Source organism: Streptosporangium sp. NPDC050855 (genome assembly GCF_044456585.1).
In the GTDB taxonomy this organism is placed as follows: domain Bacteria; phylum Actinomycetota; class Actinomycetes; order Streptosporangiales; family Streptosporangiaceae; genus Streptosporangium; species Streptosporangium longisporum.
Window position 1 is genome coordinate 217,193 of the sequence record NZ_JBITFY010000012.1, and the last position, 15,165, is coordinate 232,357.

The following is a 15,165-nucleotide window of genomic DNA, read 5'->3' on the forward strand; positions in this document are numbered from 1 at the left end:
GGAAGGCCGGGGGCGCCGGGGGTTCCCGCGTTGGAGCACGTCACGGCCCCCGCGCGGGAACTCCCCCGAGCGGCCCGGGAGAACTCCCGGTGAACCGGAGAGGCCGTTGGGTAGATCATGGGTAAAGAAGTGTCTTCGTGATGGTCCGCGGCACCTATCCCGAATGCCAAGGGAAATCCTGGGTACTCGCCAGCGCATGACCGATTCTCAGGGGATCATCGGAGCCCGCTACCGCCTGCTCGAACCCATCGGCCGAGGAGGCATGGGGACGGTCTGGCGCGCCCGGGACGAGGTGCTCGGCCGTGAGGTGGCGGTCAAGGAGGTCATCCCCTCACCAGATCTGACCGGCCCGGAGCGCGAGGTCTTCACCGTGCGCACGCTCAGGGAGGCCAGGGCCGCCGGCCGAGTCGGCCATCCGGGGGTGGCGACCGTCTACGACGTGATCGAGGAGGAGGGCCGTCCCTGGATCGTCATGCAGCTGGTCGACTCCCGTACCCTCGGGGCGGTCGTCAGGGAGGACGGGCCGCTGCCGCCGACGCGGGTGGCGCGGATCGGCCTGGAGGTGCTGAGCGCGCTGGTCGCCGCCCACCACGCCGGCGTCCTGCACAGGGACGTGAAGCCGGACAACGTGCTGCTGGCCAGGGACGGGCGGGCCGTGCTCACCGACTTCGGCATCGCGGTGCTGGAGGGCGACTCCTCGATCACCAGGACCGGCTCGCTCATCGGCACCCCGGCGTTCATCGCGCCGGAGCGGGCCGCCGGCGGGCCGGCCGAGTTCGCCTCCGACCTGTGGTCGCTCGGCGTGACGCTGTACGTGGCGGTCGAGGGACGCTCCCCCTTCGAGCGGGCCCACCCGCTGGCGACGCTCAGCGCCGTCATGCACCACGAGCCGGAGCCGATGCGGCTCGCCGGGCCGCTCGCTCCGGTGATCTTCGGTCTGCTCCGCAAGGACCCGGCCGAGCGCATGCCCGCCCACGAGGTGCAGGCCCACCTGGCGTCCCTGGTCAACGGGGTCGCCCCCGAGCCGACCATACCGATCGAGTTGCCCACGGCCACCGCCGCGGCGGCCGTCACCGCGCCGGGCGGCGCGCCCGTGACAGCCGGGGCACCGGTCGTCCCCGCTGCACAGGCGGCACCGGCCGCGTTCGCCGCGGGCGCCGTGCCTCCCCCTCAGGACCCGTCCGAGCCCACTCCGATCGTGCCCGCCCCGCGCAGAAGGCGCCCGGCCGTCGCCGGGATGGCCGCGGCGGTCGTGGCCGTCGCGCTGGCCTCCGGCGGGATGATCTGGGTCGCCACCAACGCCCAGGACACGCCCACGAACGAGCCGACGACCTCGGCGAGCGTGCCGCCCTCGAAGAAGAAGCCGACCGGGGAGGCCGAGCAGGCCAAGGTGCCGGCGAGCCAGGACGCCTCCCGGGACGGCGACGCCCCCTCGCGTCCCACTCAGGACACGCCCCGGACCGACGAGCCGGCCCCCCGGACCCCGACGGGCGAGCCCTCGTCGAAGCCCTCGGCCGAGCCGTCCCAGGACGAGTCCCAGGCCCCCGAGGACCCGGCCGACGAGCCGGGCCAGGAGCAGGACCAGAGCGGCGAGGGCGGCGGCGGGGACGACGGGAGCGGTGAGAGCGGCGGCGGCGAGGGCGGCGGCCAGGACGACGGGGGTGGCGAGGGACAGCAGGGTGACTCCCCCGAGCAGGTCGATCCCGGGGCCGGCGCCGAGGCCCTCGGCGCGAAGGCCCCCGGCCAGGCCAAGAAGGCCGGGGCCGCCGCCAAGGGAGCGTCCGCCAAGAAGGCGAAGTGGAAGAAGCCGGGCAAGGTCACGAAGGTGAAGGCCTGACGGTCCCGGGACCTCACCGGCCCGGGACCGGCCCGCCCACGCCGGGGACCGGCTCACGGCAAGGGCTCACCCACGCCGGGGACCGGCTCGCGACGAGGGACGCTCCACGCCGAGAGCCGGTCCACGACGGGGGCCACCGCGAGGGCTCACCACGGGGGCCGGCTCACGGCGAGGACCCGGCTAGGACTCCTCGGCGACGACCTTCAGCGCGTGCGCCAGGTCGTCGGGGTAGGCGGTGCTGAAGGAGACCCACTCGCCGGTGGAGGGGTGCTCGAAGGCCAGCGAGACCGCGTGCAGCCACTGCCGGCTCACGCCCAGGCGCGCCGCCAGGGTCGGGTCGGCCCCGTACAGCATGTCGCCGACGCACGGGTGGCGCAGCGCCGACATGTGGACCCGGATCTGGTGGGTCCGTCCCGTCTCCAGCTTGATGTCCAGCAGGGACGCGGCCCGGAACGCCTCGATCGTGTCGTAGTGGGTGATCGAGTCCTTGCCCCCGGCCACGACCGCCCAGCGGCCGTCCCCGACCGGGTGGCGGTCGATCGGCGCGTCCACGGTGCCGCGGTGCGGGTCGGGGTGCCCCTGGACCAGCGCGTGGTAGCGCTTGTCGACCGTGCGTTCCTTGAAGGCCCGCTTGAGGTGGGAGTAGGCGTGCTCGCTCTTGGCGACGACCATGGCGCCGGTGGTGTTCGCGTCCAGCCGGTGCACGATGCCCTGGCGTTCGGCCGCGCCGCTGGTGGCCACCCGGTGACCCGTGCCGAGCAGCCCGCCGATCACGGTGGGGCCGGTCCAGCCGGTGGTCGGGTGGGCCGCCACGCCGATGGGCTTGTTGACCACGACGATGTCGTCGTCCTCGTACACGATCTGCATGCCGGGCACCGGTTCGGCCACCGGCATCGGCGCGCTGGGCGGCGGCGGGAGGGTCACCTCCAGCCACGCTCCCCCGTGCACCCGGTCGGACTTGGACGCGGTCGAACCGTCCACCAGTACGTCACCGGCGACGATCAGCTCGGCCGCGCGGGTGCGGGAGAGGCCGAACAGGCGCGACAGGGCGGCGTCGAGCCGCTCGCCCTCCAGCCCGTCGGGCACCGGGAGGCTCCGCCGGTCAGTCATCGTCGTTCCCCTTCGCGTCCCGCGTGGACCCGGTGTCGCGGGTGCCGTCGATCTGGTAACCGCGCCAGGCCAGCAGGACCGCCAGGATCCCGCCGCAGACGATCGCCGAGTCGGCCACGTTCCAGACCGGGAAGTGTCCGGGGAAGGTCTCCACGAAGTCGACCACGTGCCCCTGCAGCGGTGAGGGACGCCCGGGGCCGAAGCCCGAGGGCCAGCGGAAGAGCCGGTCGGTGAGGTTGCCCATCGCCCCGCCGAGCAGCAGGCTCAGCGTGATCGCCCAGGGCAGGCTGCGCAGGTTGCGGGCGGTGCGCAGGATCGCCACCACGACGGCGGCGGCGACACAGGTGAAGACGATCGTCATCCCGGTGCCGAGGCCGAAGGCGGCCCCGGAGTTGAAGATCACCCGGAACTGGAGCAGGCCGGGGACGACCACGAGGGGTTCCCTGCCCTCCAGCGTCCTCAGCACCAGCGTCTTGGTGGCGAGGTCGAGGACGTAGACGATCGGGACGATCACCGCGAGCACGGCGACCCGCCGTCTCGCGAGCGGGGCGGCCGGGACCGCCCCGTCCACGACATCGCCGGTGTCACCGGTGCCGCGGGGCCCGCCGGTGTCGCCGGGGTCACCGGTGCCGGTGTCGCCGGTCAGCGGCGCTCCTCCCGCTGCTTGCAGGCCACGCAGAGCGTCGCCCTCGGAAACGCCTGAAGGCGCTCCTTTCCGATCGGCTGATGGCACGATTCGCACACTCCGTAGGTCCCCGCGTCGATCCGGGCGATCGCTCGCTCGTTCTGCGCGACCAGATCGCGCGAGTTCAGGGTAAGGGCGATTTCACGCTCGCGTTCATACGTACGGGCTCCGGCGTCCGCCTGGTCGTCACCCGCCCCGTCCGTCACGTCGCTCGACGCGATCTCCGTCTCGGACTTCGCGATCTCCTCGGTGAGCTCACGGACCTCCTCGGCAAGCTGCCCGCGGACCTCCGCGAGCTCCTCGGCCGACCAGGTGACGACGGCGCCGTCCTTCGACGACGCCACCGCGCTGTTGTCTGCGCGCACGGTCGCGGCCATGGCGGCCTCCTTGTTCGATGGACCGTATCCGATGTGGTAAACGGTGCGGGCAGCTTAGGTCCCCCATAACAGAACGGCAAACGACCCGCCGTGATGTTTACCACTCCAGTAACATCCGGTCGCTTCTTCCTGATTCCGTCCTACGCCCCCCGACATCCGGAAGCCTCCACCCTGCGGGTGCGTTATCGTGTGAGCCTGCAGGGCGTTGATGGGGACAGCCACCTCCGCATCCCCTCGCACGAGCGACCCGGGGACGGTGTGAGCCCGGGGCGAGGCGCGGTGGGAAGATCACCCCGGAGCCGCCGGAAGAACGGCCGCGGTGACCCGCCAGGGTCCGCGGCCCACTAGACCCGGCAGCAGACCCAAGGAAGAGGGCCTCTCCGCGCGGAGGGGTCAAGGAGGGTGGTACCGCGGGGCCCGACGGCCTCGTCCCTCCACGCCACAGCCGGTTTCCAGCGTGGAGGTCCCGCCCATCATGTCCGCCCATTTCCGCTCCCTTCCCGCGCAGGTCGACCTTCCCGCGCTCGAGCACGAGGTGCTCGGCCGCTGGCAGGACGGCAAGATCTTCGAGCGCTCGGTCGAGCAGAACGCGGGCGCCCCGACCTGGGTCTTCTACGAGGGCCCGCCCACCGCCAACGGCATGCCCGGCGTCCACCACGTCGAGGCCCGCGTCTTCAAGGACGTCTTCCCCCGCTACAAGTCGATGCGGGGCTACAGCGTGCCGCGCAAGGCCGGCTGGGACTGCCACGGCCTGCCCGTCGAGGTCGCCGTCGAGAAGTCGCTCGGCCTGTCCGGCAAGAAGGCGATCGAGGAGTACGGCATCGCCGAGTTCAACGACAGGTGCCGCGAGTCCGTGCTGAAGCACGTGGACGCCTTCGAGCAGATGACCGAGCGGATGGGCTACTGGATCGACCTGTCCCAGGCCTACCGCACGATGGACCCCGACTACGTGGAGTCCGTCTGGTGGTCGCTCAAGGTCATCTTCGACAAGGACCTGCTCTTCCGCGACTTCCGGATCACCCCGTACTGCCCCCGCTGCGGCACCGGCCTGTCCGACCACGAGCTGGGCCAGCCGGGCGGCTACGAGACCGTCACCAGCCCCTCGGTCCACGTCCGCATGCCCGCCACCTCCGGCCCGCTGGCCGAGCTGGGCGCCTCGCTGCTGATCTGGACCACCACGCCGTGGACGCTGGTCTCCAACACCGCGGTGGCCGTGCACCCCGACGTGACCTACGTGGCGGCCCGCCCTGCCGGTTCCGACGAGGTCCTGGTGGTGGCCGAGCCGCTGCTGGACGCCGCGCTGGGCGAGGGCGCCGAGGTGCTGGCCTCCTTCACCGGCACCGAGCTGGAGCACACCACCTACGCGCGCCCCTTCGACCTGGTCGACATCCCCGGCGCGCACTACGTGGTGCTCGGCTACTACGTCACCACCGAGGACGGCACCGGCCTGGTCCACCAGGCCCCCGCCTTCGGCGCCGACGACATGGCGACCTGCAAGCGCTACGGGCTGCCCGTGGTCAACCCGATCGGCCCCGACGGACGCTTCCTCGACACCGTGCCGCAGGTCGGCGGCCGGTTCTTCAAGGAGGCCGACGAGGACCTCACGGCCGACCTGCGGGAACGCGGCCTGCTGTACCGGGGCGGCCACTTCGAGCACAGCTACCCGCACTGCTGGCGCTGCCACACCGCGCTGCTGTACTACGCCCTGCCCGCCTGGTACATCCGCACCACCGCGATCAAGGACCGGATGCTCGCCGAGAACGAGAAGACCGGCTGGTACCCCGACACGATCAAGTGGGGCCGCTTCGGCGAGTGGCTGCGCAACAACGTCGACTGGTCGCTGTCGCGCTCGCGCTACTGGGGCACCCCGCTGCCGCTGTGGGTCTGCACCGCCGACGAGTCGCACGTCACCTGCGTCGGCTCGCTGGAGGAGCTGGGCCGGCTGTCCGGGCAGGACGTCTCCGCGCTCGACCCGCACCGCCCCTACGTGGACGACGTCACGCTGCCCTGCCCCACCTGCGGGAACGAGGCGCGCCGGGTGCCGGACGTGATCGACGCCTGGTACGACTCGGGCTCGATGCCGTTCGCCCAGTGGGGGGCGCCGTACCGCAACGCGGAGATGCTGGACAAGGCCTACCCGGCGCAGTTCATCTGCGAGGCCACCGACCAGACCCGCGGCTGGTTCTACTCGCTGATGGCGGTCGGCACGCTCGTCTTCGACCGGTCCTCCTACGAGAACGTGCTCTGCCTCGGCCTGATCCTGGCCGAGGACGGCCGCAAGATGAGCAAGCACCTGGGCAACGTGCTCCAGCCGATGCCGCTGATGGACCGGCACGGCGCCGACGCGCTGCGCTGGTACATGGCCTGCTCCGGCTCCCCCTGGGCCGCCCGCAGGGTCGGGCACGGCGCCCTGGAGGAGATCGTCCGCAAGGTCCTGCTCACGTACTGGAACACCGCCTCCTTCTTCACCCTGTACGCCAACGCCGAGTCCTGGTCACCGGCACACCTGGCCGAGGCGCCCGCGTACGCGGAGCGCCCGCTGATCGACCGCTGGGCCCTGGCCGAGCTGCACCGGACCGTGACCGAGGTCACCGCGTCGATGGACGTCTTCGACACCGCCCGGGTCGGGCGGCGGCTCGCGGAGTTCCTCGACGACCTGTCCAACTGGTACGTGCGGCGCTCCCGCCGCAGGTTCTGGGCCGGGGACACCGCGGCGTTCGCCACGCTGTACGAGTGCCTGGAGACCGTCACCCGGCTGATGGCGCCGGTGGTGCCCTTCACCACCGACTACGTCTGGGACGTGCTCCGCGACGCAGGCTCCCCGTCCTCGGTCCACCTGGCCACCTGGCCCGAGGTGAACGCCGAGCTGCTGGACCCGGAGCTGTCGGAGCGGATGGCCCTGGTCCGCCGCCTGGTCGAGCTGGGCCGCTCGGCCCGCGCCTCCAGCGGGGTGAAGACCCGCCAGCCGCTGGGCCGCGCCCTGGTCGGCGCCCCGGGCTGGGCCGCGCTGCCCGTGGAGCTGCGCGAGCTGGTCGCCGAGGAGCTCAACGTGAAGGGCCTGGAGGACCTGTCCGGGATCGGCGCCGACCTGGTCTCCTTCACCGTCAAGCCCAACTTCCGGGCACTGGGCAAGCGGTTCGGCTCACAGACCAAGCTGGTCGCCGCGGCCGTCACCTCCGCCGAACCCGCCTGGCTGGCCGCGGCCCTGCGTACCGGCGCGCCGGTCGCGGTGGAGGTGGGCGAGCTGGGCGTGGTGGAGCTCGGCACCGAGGACGTGATCGTCACCGAGCAGCCGAGGTCGGGCTGGGCGGTGGAGAGCGGGGCCGGGGAGACCGTCGCCCTCGACCTGACCATCACCGACGAGCTGCGCCGCTCGGGCCTGATCCGCGACGTCGTCCGCCTGCTCCAGGACACCCGCAAGTCCACCGGCCTGGCGATCTCCGACCGGATCGACGTGTGGTGGTCCACCGACGACGCCGACCTGGCCGAGGCGCTGCGGACCGAGGGCCGGACCGTGTCCACCGAGGTCCTGGCCGTCTCGCTCACCGAGGGCGGCGCCGAGGACCTCCCCGTCCACCGCGATGACGAGCTGGGCCTGACCTTTCAGCTCCGCCGCGTCGCCTCCTGACCGGCTCCCGATCGTTCGCGGTCCTTCTCCCGCCCGGTGACCGGGCGGGAGAAGGACCGGGGGACGTACGCCGTCCGGTGGTCCGGTGGCGAGGGCGTCGGGCCGTCCCTGAAGCCGACGGGTCCGGAAGCGACGGGTCCCGAGGACGACCTCGGGACCGGTCCGTTCAGGGCGCGACGTCGTTCAGGGCGCGACGTCGTTCAGGCAGACCGAGCAGCTGCTCAGCCCGGCCTTCTCCGCCTCGCCGAGCGTCGTGGACTCGACCCCGCCGTCGCCCACGCCCTTGAGGAGGGGGCAGGCCGGGTCGTGGAAGCGGCGGGTGCCGACGATGACCATGACGGTGGCGTCGTCCACCGCCTCCTTGCGGTCGTCGGAGGGCGACTCGTCCTTGACGGCGGGGATGCCACCGGGAGAGGTGTCGTCATCGTCCCGGTCGGAGGAGCGCCCGTCCCCGGTGGGGGTCGCGTCCCCGGACGCCACGCCTTCGGACGCCGCATCTCCGGAGGCCGGGCTCTCGGACGCGGTGCTCTGGGACGCCGTGCTCTCGGACGCGGTGCTCTGGGACGCCGTGCTCTCCGGCGCCGTCTTCCCGTCCGCCTCGCTCTCTGACGCCGTATCGGGCCCTTCCGAACCGGGGCCCTCCTCCCGCGTCGCGGGCACGGCCTCGTCGCCGGCTTCTCCGGTGCCCTTCGCCGGACCACCGCCCTCGGAGGTGGCGCTCCCGGACTCGGTGAACGCGGGTCGTGCGAGCTTCGGCCTCGTGGGCTCCGGCTCGGCGGCCTCCGGCTCCTTCGGCTCGGAACCGGTCTCGGCGGCCACGGTGGAGGCGACGGCGGTGGAGGCGACGGCGGTGGAGGCGACGGCGTCCTTCCCGTCGCTCTCCCGTCCGGTGCGCTCGGACGCCCCGTCACGCCCCTCCCCGGGCGTCTCGGCCCGGCTGCCGGAGGAGGCGGGCCCGGACACCGTGGGCTCGGACACCGCGGGCTCGGGCGCCGTGGACGTGGGAGGCGTGGACCCGGCGGACGTCGCGGACGGACCGGCGTCGGCCTTGGCCTCGGGCTCGACCTCGGGCTCGACCTCGGGCTCGGAGGGCCGGGCGGGCGTCTCCGGCCCGGTCGGGTTCTCCGGTTCGGCCGCGGGTGTCCGGGTGACCGCGTCGCGGCTGAACCAGCTGGTCGCCTCGGACGCGGCGTGCGGGATCTCGGGGATCTTCGGCAGCCGGATCGGCAGCGCGGGGGTGGGCGCGTCCATGGCCCAGGCCGGGGCCCTCTCGGGCTCCTGGGGCCTCTTCTGCGGTTCGGAGGAGTGGACGTAGGGCCGTGCCACCGGAACGGCGGGCTCCTGCGGGGAGCGCGCTCCCTCCTGGCGGAACACGGTGGTCTCGCGGGCCGCGGACGTCTCCCGGGACGCGGCGCCCTGCTCCCGCCCCGCCGGGGCGTCGTCTCCGGCGGACGGCGAGCCCGGCCCGCGCTGCGAGGTCCCGGGACGGGTGCCCGGGTCCTGGGAGTCGTGGGGGCGAGCCTGCGAGGCGGCGAAACCGGACCTCGGGGACTCGGCCCTTGCGGAGTCGGACGCCGAGGACTCGGTCCTCGCGGACTCGGATCGCGCCGACTCGGGTCGCGCCGCAGAAGGCGTCCTGCCGGTGGACCCGTGCCCCGTGGAACCGGTGGAACCGGAACCGGAGCCGGTGGAACCCGTGGCCCCCTGCCCGGCGGACGGCGTCACCGATCCGTACGGGGAGGCGAAGCGGGTGGTGGCGGTCTCGCGCTGGGCGGGCCGTGCGGAGCCGGGCTCACCGGGGCCGTCTGCGGGACCGGACTCGCGGAGCTCGCGGGAGGCGGTCAGCGACCCGGCGGGTTCCCGTACCCCTGACGGGTCGTCCTGCGGCCGGGTCCCGGCCACCGGGTCGGGCAGGCACGTGGTGCAGGGCGTGAAGCCCTCCTCGCGCGCCTCCTCGTGAGTGAGCTCCTCATGCTCCCTGCCGGCCAGCTGACGGCATCCCTCGACGTGGTAACGCTTGCGTCCCGGGATGACCAGGACGATCGCGTCGGCGGGCAGGGAGTCCCGCCTCGCCGTCGTGGCGGTGGCGGGCCCGGTCACCGGGCCGCTGCGCGACCGGCCCGGGACGACGGGCACCTGCGGCCGCATCCCGTGGTGCGCTGCCGCGGGGTGCACCGCGACCTGATGCGCTGCCGCCGGGTGCGCTGCCGTGGGAGGCCGGTTCGGCATTCCGTGCGGTACGGGCATCGGCCCGGCCGGCACCGGTCCCTGCGGGCCGGAGGGCTTGGAGGCCCCGGCGCGCCCGCCGGGGAACAGCTCGTGGCGGCGCAACAACGCCCCGATCACCAGGAAGACGGCGGACAGCATGCTGACCGCGATCGACCATACGACCAGGTACAGCTCGGCCAGCACGAACCCCGCGATGAGCAGGATGATGGCCGTGAGTACCAGACCGGCGCTGATGAGGATCACAGAGAGACTCCCGGATGCGGGTCAAAGGAATGACCCGACACCTTAGCGGCGGTCGTTGTGAGGACCGTCAACACCCTGGAAGGCGCCCGAATGCTGCGAGGGCTCGCCACCGAACGGGTTGGGCGCGCTCTGCAGCGTCGGCTGACCGCCGGGAGCCACCGCGTGGGACATGGCCGGGGGCCCGCTCACGATCGGGAACCCGCCGCTGCCCTCGGCGGCGACGTTCAGCTCGGCCAGCTGGTTCTCCAGGTACAGCTTCAGGCGGCTGCGGTACTCGCGCTCGAAGCTGCGCAGCTCCTCGACCTTGCGCTCCAGCTCGTCACGGGTCTGCACCAGAGAGCCCATGGCCTGGCGGTGCCGCTCCTGCGCGTCGCGCTCCAGCGTCTCGGCGCGGGCACGGGCGTCACCGATGACCTGCTCGGCCTGGCGGCGCGCCTTGCCGAGGATGTCGTCGGCCTCGCGGCGCGCACGGGTCACGGTCTCGTCCGCCTCCCGGCGGGCGTCCGCGATGGCCTGGTCCGCGGTCTGCTGCGCGAGGGCGAGCACGCGCGCGGCGGTGTCCATGTTGTCCTCGGCCGGGGGCATTCCCATGCCGACCGGGACGGGCTGCTGGTGCTGCACCGGCTCGGGAGCGCGCATCGGCTCCGGCTGCTGCATCATCATCTCGGGCTTGGGCTCGGCGATGGGGGCCGGCGCCATGGCCATGCCCATCCCGCCGGGCACCTTGCCCCGCAGGCACTCCGCCAGCTTGGCGCGGAGCTCCTCGTTCTCCTGGATGAGACGGTCCAACTCGGACTCGACCTCGTCGAGGAAGGCGTCTACCTCCTCCTCGTCGTAGCCCGGCCTGAGGCGGGTCGTACTGAATTGCTTGTTCCGCACGTCGGCGGGCGTCAACGGCATTTCGGTCTCCTTGGCGCGCTTGGAGTCTGTCCGGGGGGACGGTACCCGATCAAAAACGCGCGGACACGAGTTGGATCAAGACCACGACCAAGATGAACAGCAGTGTGAAGCTTAGGTCAAAGGCCACCGTACCCAACCGGAGTGGTGGAATGAAACGGCGGAGGAACTTGAGAGGTGGGTCGGTCACCGTGTATACGAGCTCCGCCAGCACCAGGACGATGCCGGTGGGCCGCCACTGACGGGCGAACGCCTGCACCGTCTCCAAGATCATTCTGCCGATCAGCAGAACGAGGTAGATCGACAGGACAAAGACCAGGACCCCACTAACGATCTCCACGGTCCGCCCCCGCCTCCACTTCGCTCCGCCGTCCGCTGCCCCGTCGGGACCTGTCGGGCCGGTCACTGTTCATGATGGAACTCTAGCTCTGGTTGAAGAATCCGCGTTCCGCGATTCGGGCCTTGTCCTCGGCGGTCACCTCGACATTGGCTGGGGACAACAGGAACACCTTGTTGGTAACACGTTCAATGCTGCCGTGTAGGCCAAAGACCAGACCTGCCGCGAAATCGACGAGGCGCTTTGCGTCACTGTCAACCATCTCGGTCAGATTCATGATGACCGGTGTGCCGTCCCGGAAGTGCTCGCCGATGGTCCGCGCCTCGTTGTACGTACGGGGGTGAAGGGTGGTGATGCGTGCCAGATCGGTCGTACGACGCTCCAGGACGGCCGTCGCGGGCCTGACGGCGGGTACGGCCGGGTCGGTGTCGTCCGGAAGGTCGTGGACCGTGCCAGGGCGCTCGTCGCCCTCGCGGCGCGTGTCGTCGAACTCCTCGTACTCGTCGTCGGGGTAGCTGTCGTATCTCTCGTAACGGTCGTCCTCGACAAGACCGAGGTAGACCGCCATCTTGCGCATCGCGCCGGCCATCGCTACTTCTTCCTCCGTCTTACCTCGATGCGCCCGAGGGGCCGGCCGACCGCCTTGAGCTCACCACCGTTCGACCGCTGTCAGGACACGTGGATGCCAAGGTCCACTTGAAGGGACATTACCTGACGAAGGGCTTCCTGCGACCGAGCAACGCCGTACCAACACGCAGGTGTGTCGCGCCGTTGGCAATGGCCTGGGACAGGTCCCCGCTCATCCCTGCCGAGACGACGACGGCCTCGGGGTGGGCCTCGCGGACGGAGTGCGCGATCTCCCGCAGCCGGGCGAACGCCCTGCCGGGGTCCTGGCCGAGGGGCGCGACCGCCATCACCCCGCCGAGCGCGAGTCCTCCGGCACCGGCGACGGCGTCCGCCAGCGCCTCGACCTCCTCGGGCCGCGCGCCGCCCCTGGCCGGGTCCCCGTCCAGGGCCACCTGCACCAGGCAGGTGATCCGGCGTCCCGCCGCGAGCGCCTCCCGGCTGAGCGCGGTGACCAGGCGCGGGCGGTCGACCGAGTGGACGACGTCGGCGTAGCCGACCACCGAGCGGGCCTTGTTGGTCTGCAGCTGGCCGATGAAGTGCCAGCGCAGGTCCAGGCCGGCGCAGTCGCGCGCCTTGGCCGAGGCCTCCTGGTCGCGGTTCTCCCCCACGTCGGTGATGCCGAGCCCGGCCAGCAGCCGCACGTCGGAGGCGGGGTAGGTCTTGCTCACCGCGACGAGCGTCAGCTCCTCGCGGTGACGTCCGGCCGCCCGGCAGGCCTCGGCGATCTCCGCCTCGACCCGGGCCAGGCCGGCCGCGATCTCGTCACGTCGTGTCGCCTGCGCCGCGTCCGCGCCGGCCGGCCGGTCCGCGGAGCCGTCCCCGTCGGCTCCCGCCGGCGCGGCGGGGCGCTCGTCCCCCGTTCCCGGGGTGACCGATCTCACTTGAGGAAGTCGGGGACGTCCAGCTCCTCCTCCTGCTCCTCGAAGATCACTGGTCGGCGCCGGGCCGGGTCCGGGACCCGCGCGGAGATCGGCGTGGGCTGTGACGGCTCGGGGGCGGGACGCGGGATCGACAGCGGCGGGGTGTGCGGCTCCTCCCCGCGGTGCGGCTCGCCGCCCTCGGACGGGGAGGACGCGGGCTGGACCGGGTGGATCTGCTGGGCGGGCTGCTCCACGGGCGCGGGCTGCGGGGTGGCGACCGGCCGCACCGACGGGGGCGGGGCGTGCTCCACCCTGGGCTCGGGCCTGGCCTCGTGGCGGCCCTCGTGCCGCGGCTCGTGCCGGAGCTCGGAGCGCGGCTCGTTCTTGACCGTGGGGGCCAGCGGCCGGACCGGGGCGGCCTGCGGTGCCGGGGCGGGACGCGTGGCCTGCTGGGGACGCGCGGCCGGCTGCGCGAGCTGCTTGGGCGCGGGCTCGGGCTCGTCGAACCCGGCGGCGATCACGGTGACGCGCACCTCGTCGCCGAGGGCGTCGTCGATGACCGTACCGAAGATGATGTTGGCGTCCGGAGCCGCGGCGGTGGAGACGAGCTGGGCCGCCTCGTTGATCTCGAACAGGCCGAGGTCGGAACCACCGGCGATGGACAGCAGCACGCCGTGCGCGCCGTCGATGCTGGCCTCCAGCAGCGGGCTGGACACGGCCATCTCGGCCGCGGCGACCGAGCGGTCGTCGCCGCGCGCGTGACCGATGCCCATCAGGGCCGAACCGGCCCCGGACATGACGGACTTCACGTCGGCGAAGTCGAGGTTGATCAGGCCGGGGGTGGTGATCAGGTCGGTGATGCCCTGGACACCGGAGAGCAGCACCTGGTCGGCCGCCTTGAAGGCGTCCAGCACGCTCACCTGCCGGTCGGAGATCGACAGCAGCCGGTCGTTCGGGATCACGATGAGGGTGTCGACCTCCTCGCGGAGGGTCTCGATCCCGGCGTCGGCCTGCATCGCCCTGCGCCGGCCCTCGAAGCTGAAGGGCCGGGTCACCACGCCGATGGTCAGCGCGCCCAGCGTGCGGGCGATGTTGGCCACCACGGGGGCGCCGCCGGTGCCGGTGCCGCCGCCCTCACCGGCGGTGACGAAGACCATGTCGGCACCCTTGAGGACCTCTTCGATCTCCTCGCGGTGGTCCTCGGCCGCCTTGCGCCCGACCTCGGGGTTCGCCCCCGCGCCGAGGCCGCGGGTGAGCTCCCGCCCGACGTCGAGCTTGACGTCGGCGTCACTCATCAGCAGCGCCTGGGCGTCGGTATTGATGGCGATGAACTCGACGCCCTTGAGTCCCTCCTCGATCATCCGGTTGACGGCGTTGACTCCGCCTCCGCCGATTCCTACAACCTTGATGACCGCGAGGTAGTTCTGCGGTGCTGCCACGACGAGGGGCCTTTCCGCTCGTTGACTTGCAATTTCATGCGGCACGGGGCCCGTGCCGTCGTTTTTGAAACCCTCACCCTCAAGTTGAGATTTAGCTTTATGTCAACCTGAGGAGTGATACGGACAGTAGGAGTTGCGCTCCTGGCGGGTCAACTAACCGCGCCGCAAGCACGTCCAGCGTGTCGCGGGCCGTCCTTTTCCGGGAAGGCCCGCCCTTCGATGAGATCACTTGACGGTCACCACGTCAGGCGAACTGACGTCATAGCTGTCGGCCCGGCGTTCGAGCAGCGTAACAAGGATGCGCGCCTTGTCGGCGGGACGGTCGCCGCCGCCCCAGACGACCGAGCGGCCGTCCTTGAGGCGGAGCGAGACCGTCTCCGCCGAGGGGGCGAGCACCTCCGCGACCCGGCGCGCCAGATCGTCCGGCAGCGCGGTGATGACGGTGAGCGCCGCCGCGGTCGCCGGGTCCCCGGGGCCGGGCCGGGCCACCCGCAGCACGGGCAGGACCGGCGGGGCCACGTCCCTGACCTCGACGACCACCCCGTGCCGGTCCATCAGCGCGGACCGGCCGCCGGCCGGCACCACCGCCACCGGCTCGCGCTCGACGACCTGCACCCGCAGCGTGTCCGGCCAGGTACGGCTGACCTTCACCGACTCGACCTGCGGGATGGCGCGGATCCTGGAGGTGACCTCGGCCACGTCGACCGTGGCCAGCGGCCTGCCGTCGGCCACCTGCGCCGTCCGCCGGATCTGCTCGTCCGACACGTCCGCGTTGCCCACGACCTCGATCTCCCGCACCCCGAGCACCGGCGAGAAGAACACCAGCCAGGCGGCGATGCCGACGACCGCCACGGTGAGCAGCACCAGGACGCCCGATCTCCACACACCGTTCATCA

The 15,165-nt window shown here is 72.3% G+C and carries 14 protein-coding genes; 4 read left to right on the forward strand and 10 right to left on the reverse strand.

Annotated features, from left to right (window positions below):
- Positions 1 to 196 precede the first annotated feature (196 nt).
- Positions 197 to 1,837 (forward strand): protein kinase, encoded by a 1,641-nt coding sequence (locus ACIBCT_RS24400; RefSeq protein ID WP_399192150.1) that lies wholly within the window; start codon positions 197 to 199, stop codon positions 1,835 to 1,837.
- Between the two features lie 180 nt (positions 1,838 to 2,017).
- Here ACIBCT_RS24400 and ACIBCT_RS24405 read toward each other — a convergent pair whose 3' ends face one another.
- The 3 genes from ACIBCT_RS24405 to ACIBCT_RS24415 form a co-directional block, all read right to left on the reverse strand.
- On the reverse strand, positions 2,018 to 2,947 hold the full coding sequence (locus ACIBCT_RS24405; protein WP_399192152.1) for an RluA family pseudouridine synthase: 930 nt from the start codon (positions 2,945 to 2,947) through the stop codon (positions 2,018 to 2,020).
- The gene (locus tag ACIBCT_RS24410; RefSeq protein ID WP_399192154.1) at positions 2,940 to 3,518 is read right to left on the reverse strand and encodes a signal peptidase II; all 579 of its coding nucleotides are present in this window, start codon (positions 3,516 to 3,518) and stop codon (positions 2,940 to 2,942) included. Before ACIBCT_RS24410 ends, ACIBCT_RS24405 begins: the two co-directional genes overlap by 8 nt.
- A gap of 71 nt (positions 3,519 to 3,589) precedes the next feature.
- Positions 3,590 to 4,009, reverse strand: a complete 420-nt coding sequence (locus tag ACIBCT_RS24415) for a TraR/DksA family transcriptional regulator (RefSeq protein WP_399192156.1) — start codon at positions 4,007 to 4,009, stop codon at positions 3,590 to 3,592.
- A 475-nt stretch (positions 4,010 to 4,484) separates the two neighbouring features.
- Between ACIBCT_RS24415 and ileS the strand changes: the two genes are divergently transcribed.
- Entirely contained in the window at positions 4,485 to 7,637 is a 3,153-nt protein-coding gene (ileS, locus tag ACIBCT_RS24420) for an isoleucine--tRNA ligase (protein ID WP_399192158.1), read from the forward strand.
- 183 nt (positions 7,638 to 7,820) lie between these two features.
- On the opposite strand, the gene ACIBCT_RS24425 is transcribed toward ileS, so the two are convergent.
- Positions 7,821 to 7,991: a hypothetical protein gene (locus ACIBCT_RS24425; protein ID WP_399192160.1), complete on the reverse strand. Its 171-nt coding sequence runs from the start codon at positions 7,989 to 7,991 to the stop codon at positions 7,821 to 7,823.
- 46 nt (positions 7,992 to 8,037) lie between these two features.
- Here ACIBCT_RS24425 and ACIBCT_RS24430 point away from each other — a divergent pair, with 46 nt between their 5' ends.
- Positions 8,038 to 8,952, forward strand: a complete 915-nt coding sequence (locus ACIBCT_RS24430) for a pentapeptide repeat-containing protein (RefSeq protein WP_399192162.1) — start codon at positions 8,038 to 8,040, stop codon at positions 8,950 to 8,952.
- 714 nt (positions 8,953 to 9,666) lie between these two features.
- Positions 9,667 to 9,822, forward strand: coding sequence for a hypothetical protein (locus ACIBCT_RS24435; RefSeq protein WP_399192164.1), 156 nt, complete (start codon positions 9,667 to 9,669; stop codon positions 9,820 to 9,822).
- A 329-nt stretch (positions 9,823 to 10,151) separates the two neighbouring features.
- Here the strand turns inward: ACIBCT_RS24435 and ACIBCT_RS24440 are convergent, their stop codons facing one another.
- From ACIBCT_RS24440 to ACIBCT_RS24465, 6 genes are all read right to left on the reverse strand, one after another.
- On the reverse strand, positions 10,152 to 11,009 hold the full coding sequence (locus ACIBCT_RS24440) for a DivIVA domain-containing protein (protein ID WP_344904620.1): 858 nt from the start codon (positions 11,007 to 11,009) through the stop codon (positions 10,152 to 10,154).
- Between the two features lie 49 nt (positions 11,010 to 11,058).
- Positions 11,059 to 11,346: a YggT family protein gene (locus ACIBCT_RS24445; protein WP_344904616.1), complete on the reverse strand. Its 288-nt coding sequence runs from the start codon at positions 11,344 to 11,346 to the stop codon at positions 11,059 to 11,061.
- Positions 11,347 to 11,428: 82 nt separating this feature from the next.
- Positions 11,429 to 11,932, reverse strand: coding sequence for a cell division protein SepF (locus tag ACIBCT_RS24450; protein WP_344904613.1), 504 nt, complete (start codon positions 11,930 to 11,932; stop codon positions 11,429 to 11,431).
- Positions 11,933 to 12,050: 118 nt separating this feature from the next.
- The gene (locus tag ACIBCT_RS24455) at positions 12,051 to 12,728 is read right to left on the reverse strand and encodes a YggS family pyridoxal phosphate-dependent enzyme (RefSeq protein ID WP_399192287.1); all 678 of its coding nucleotides are present in this window, start codon (positions 12,726 to 12,728) and stop codon (positions 12,051 to 12,053) included.
- A gap of 119 nt (positions 12,729 to 12,847) precedes the next feature.
- On the reverse strand, positions 12,848 to 14,269 hold the full coding sequence (ftsZ, locus tag ACIBCT_RS24460) for a cell division protein FtsZ (RefSeq protein WP_399192167.1): 1,422 nt from the start codon (positions 14,267 to 14,269) through the stop codon (positions 12,848 to 12,850).
- A gap of 225 nt (positions 14,270 to 14,494) precedes the next feature.
- Positions 14,495 to 15,163, reverse strand: coding sequence for a cell division protein FtsQ/DivIB (locus ACIBCT_RS24465; RefSeq protein WP_399192169.1), 669 nt, complete (start codon positions 15,161 to 15,163; stop codon positions 14,495 to 14,497).
- Positions 15,164 to 15,165: the final 2 nt, after the last annotated feature.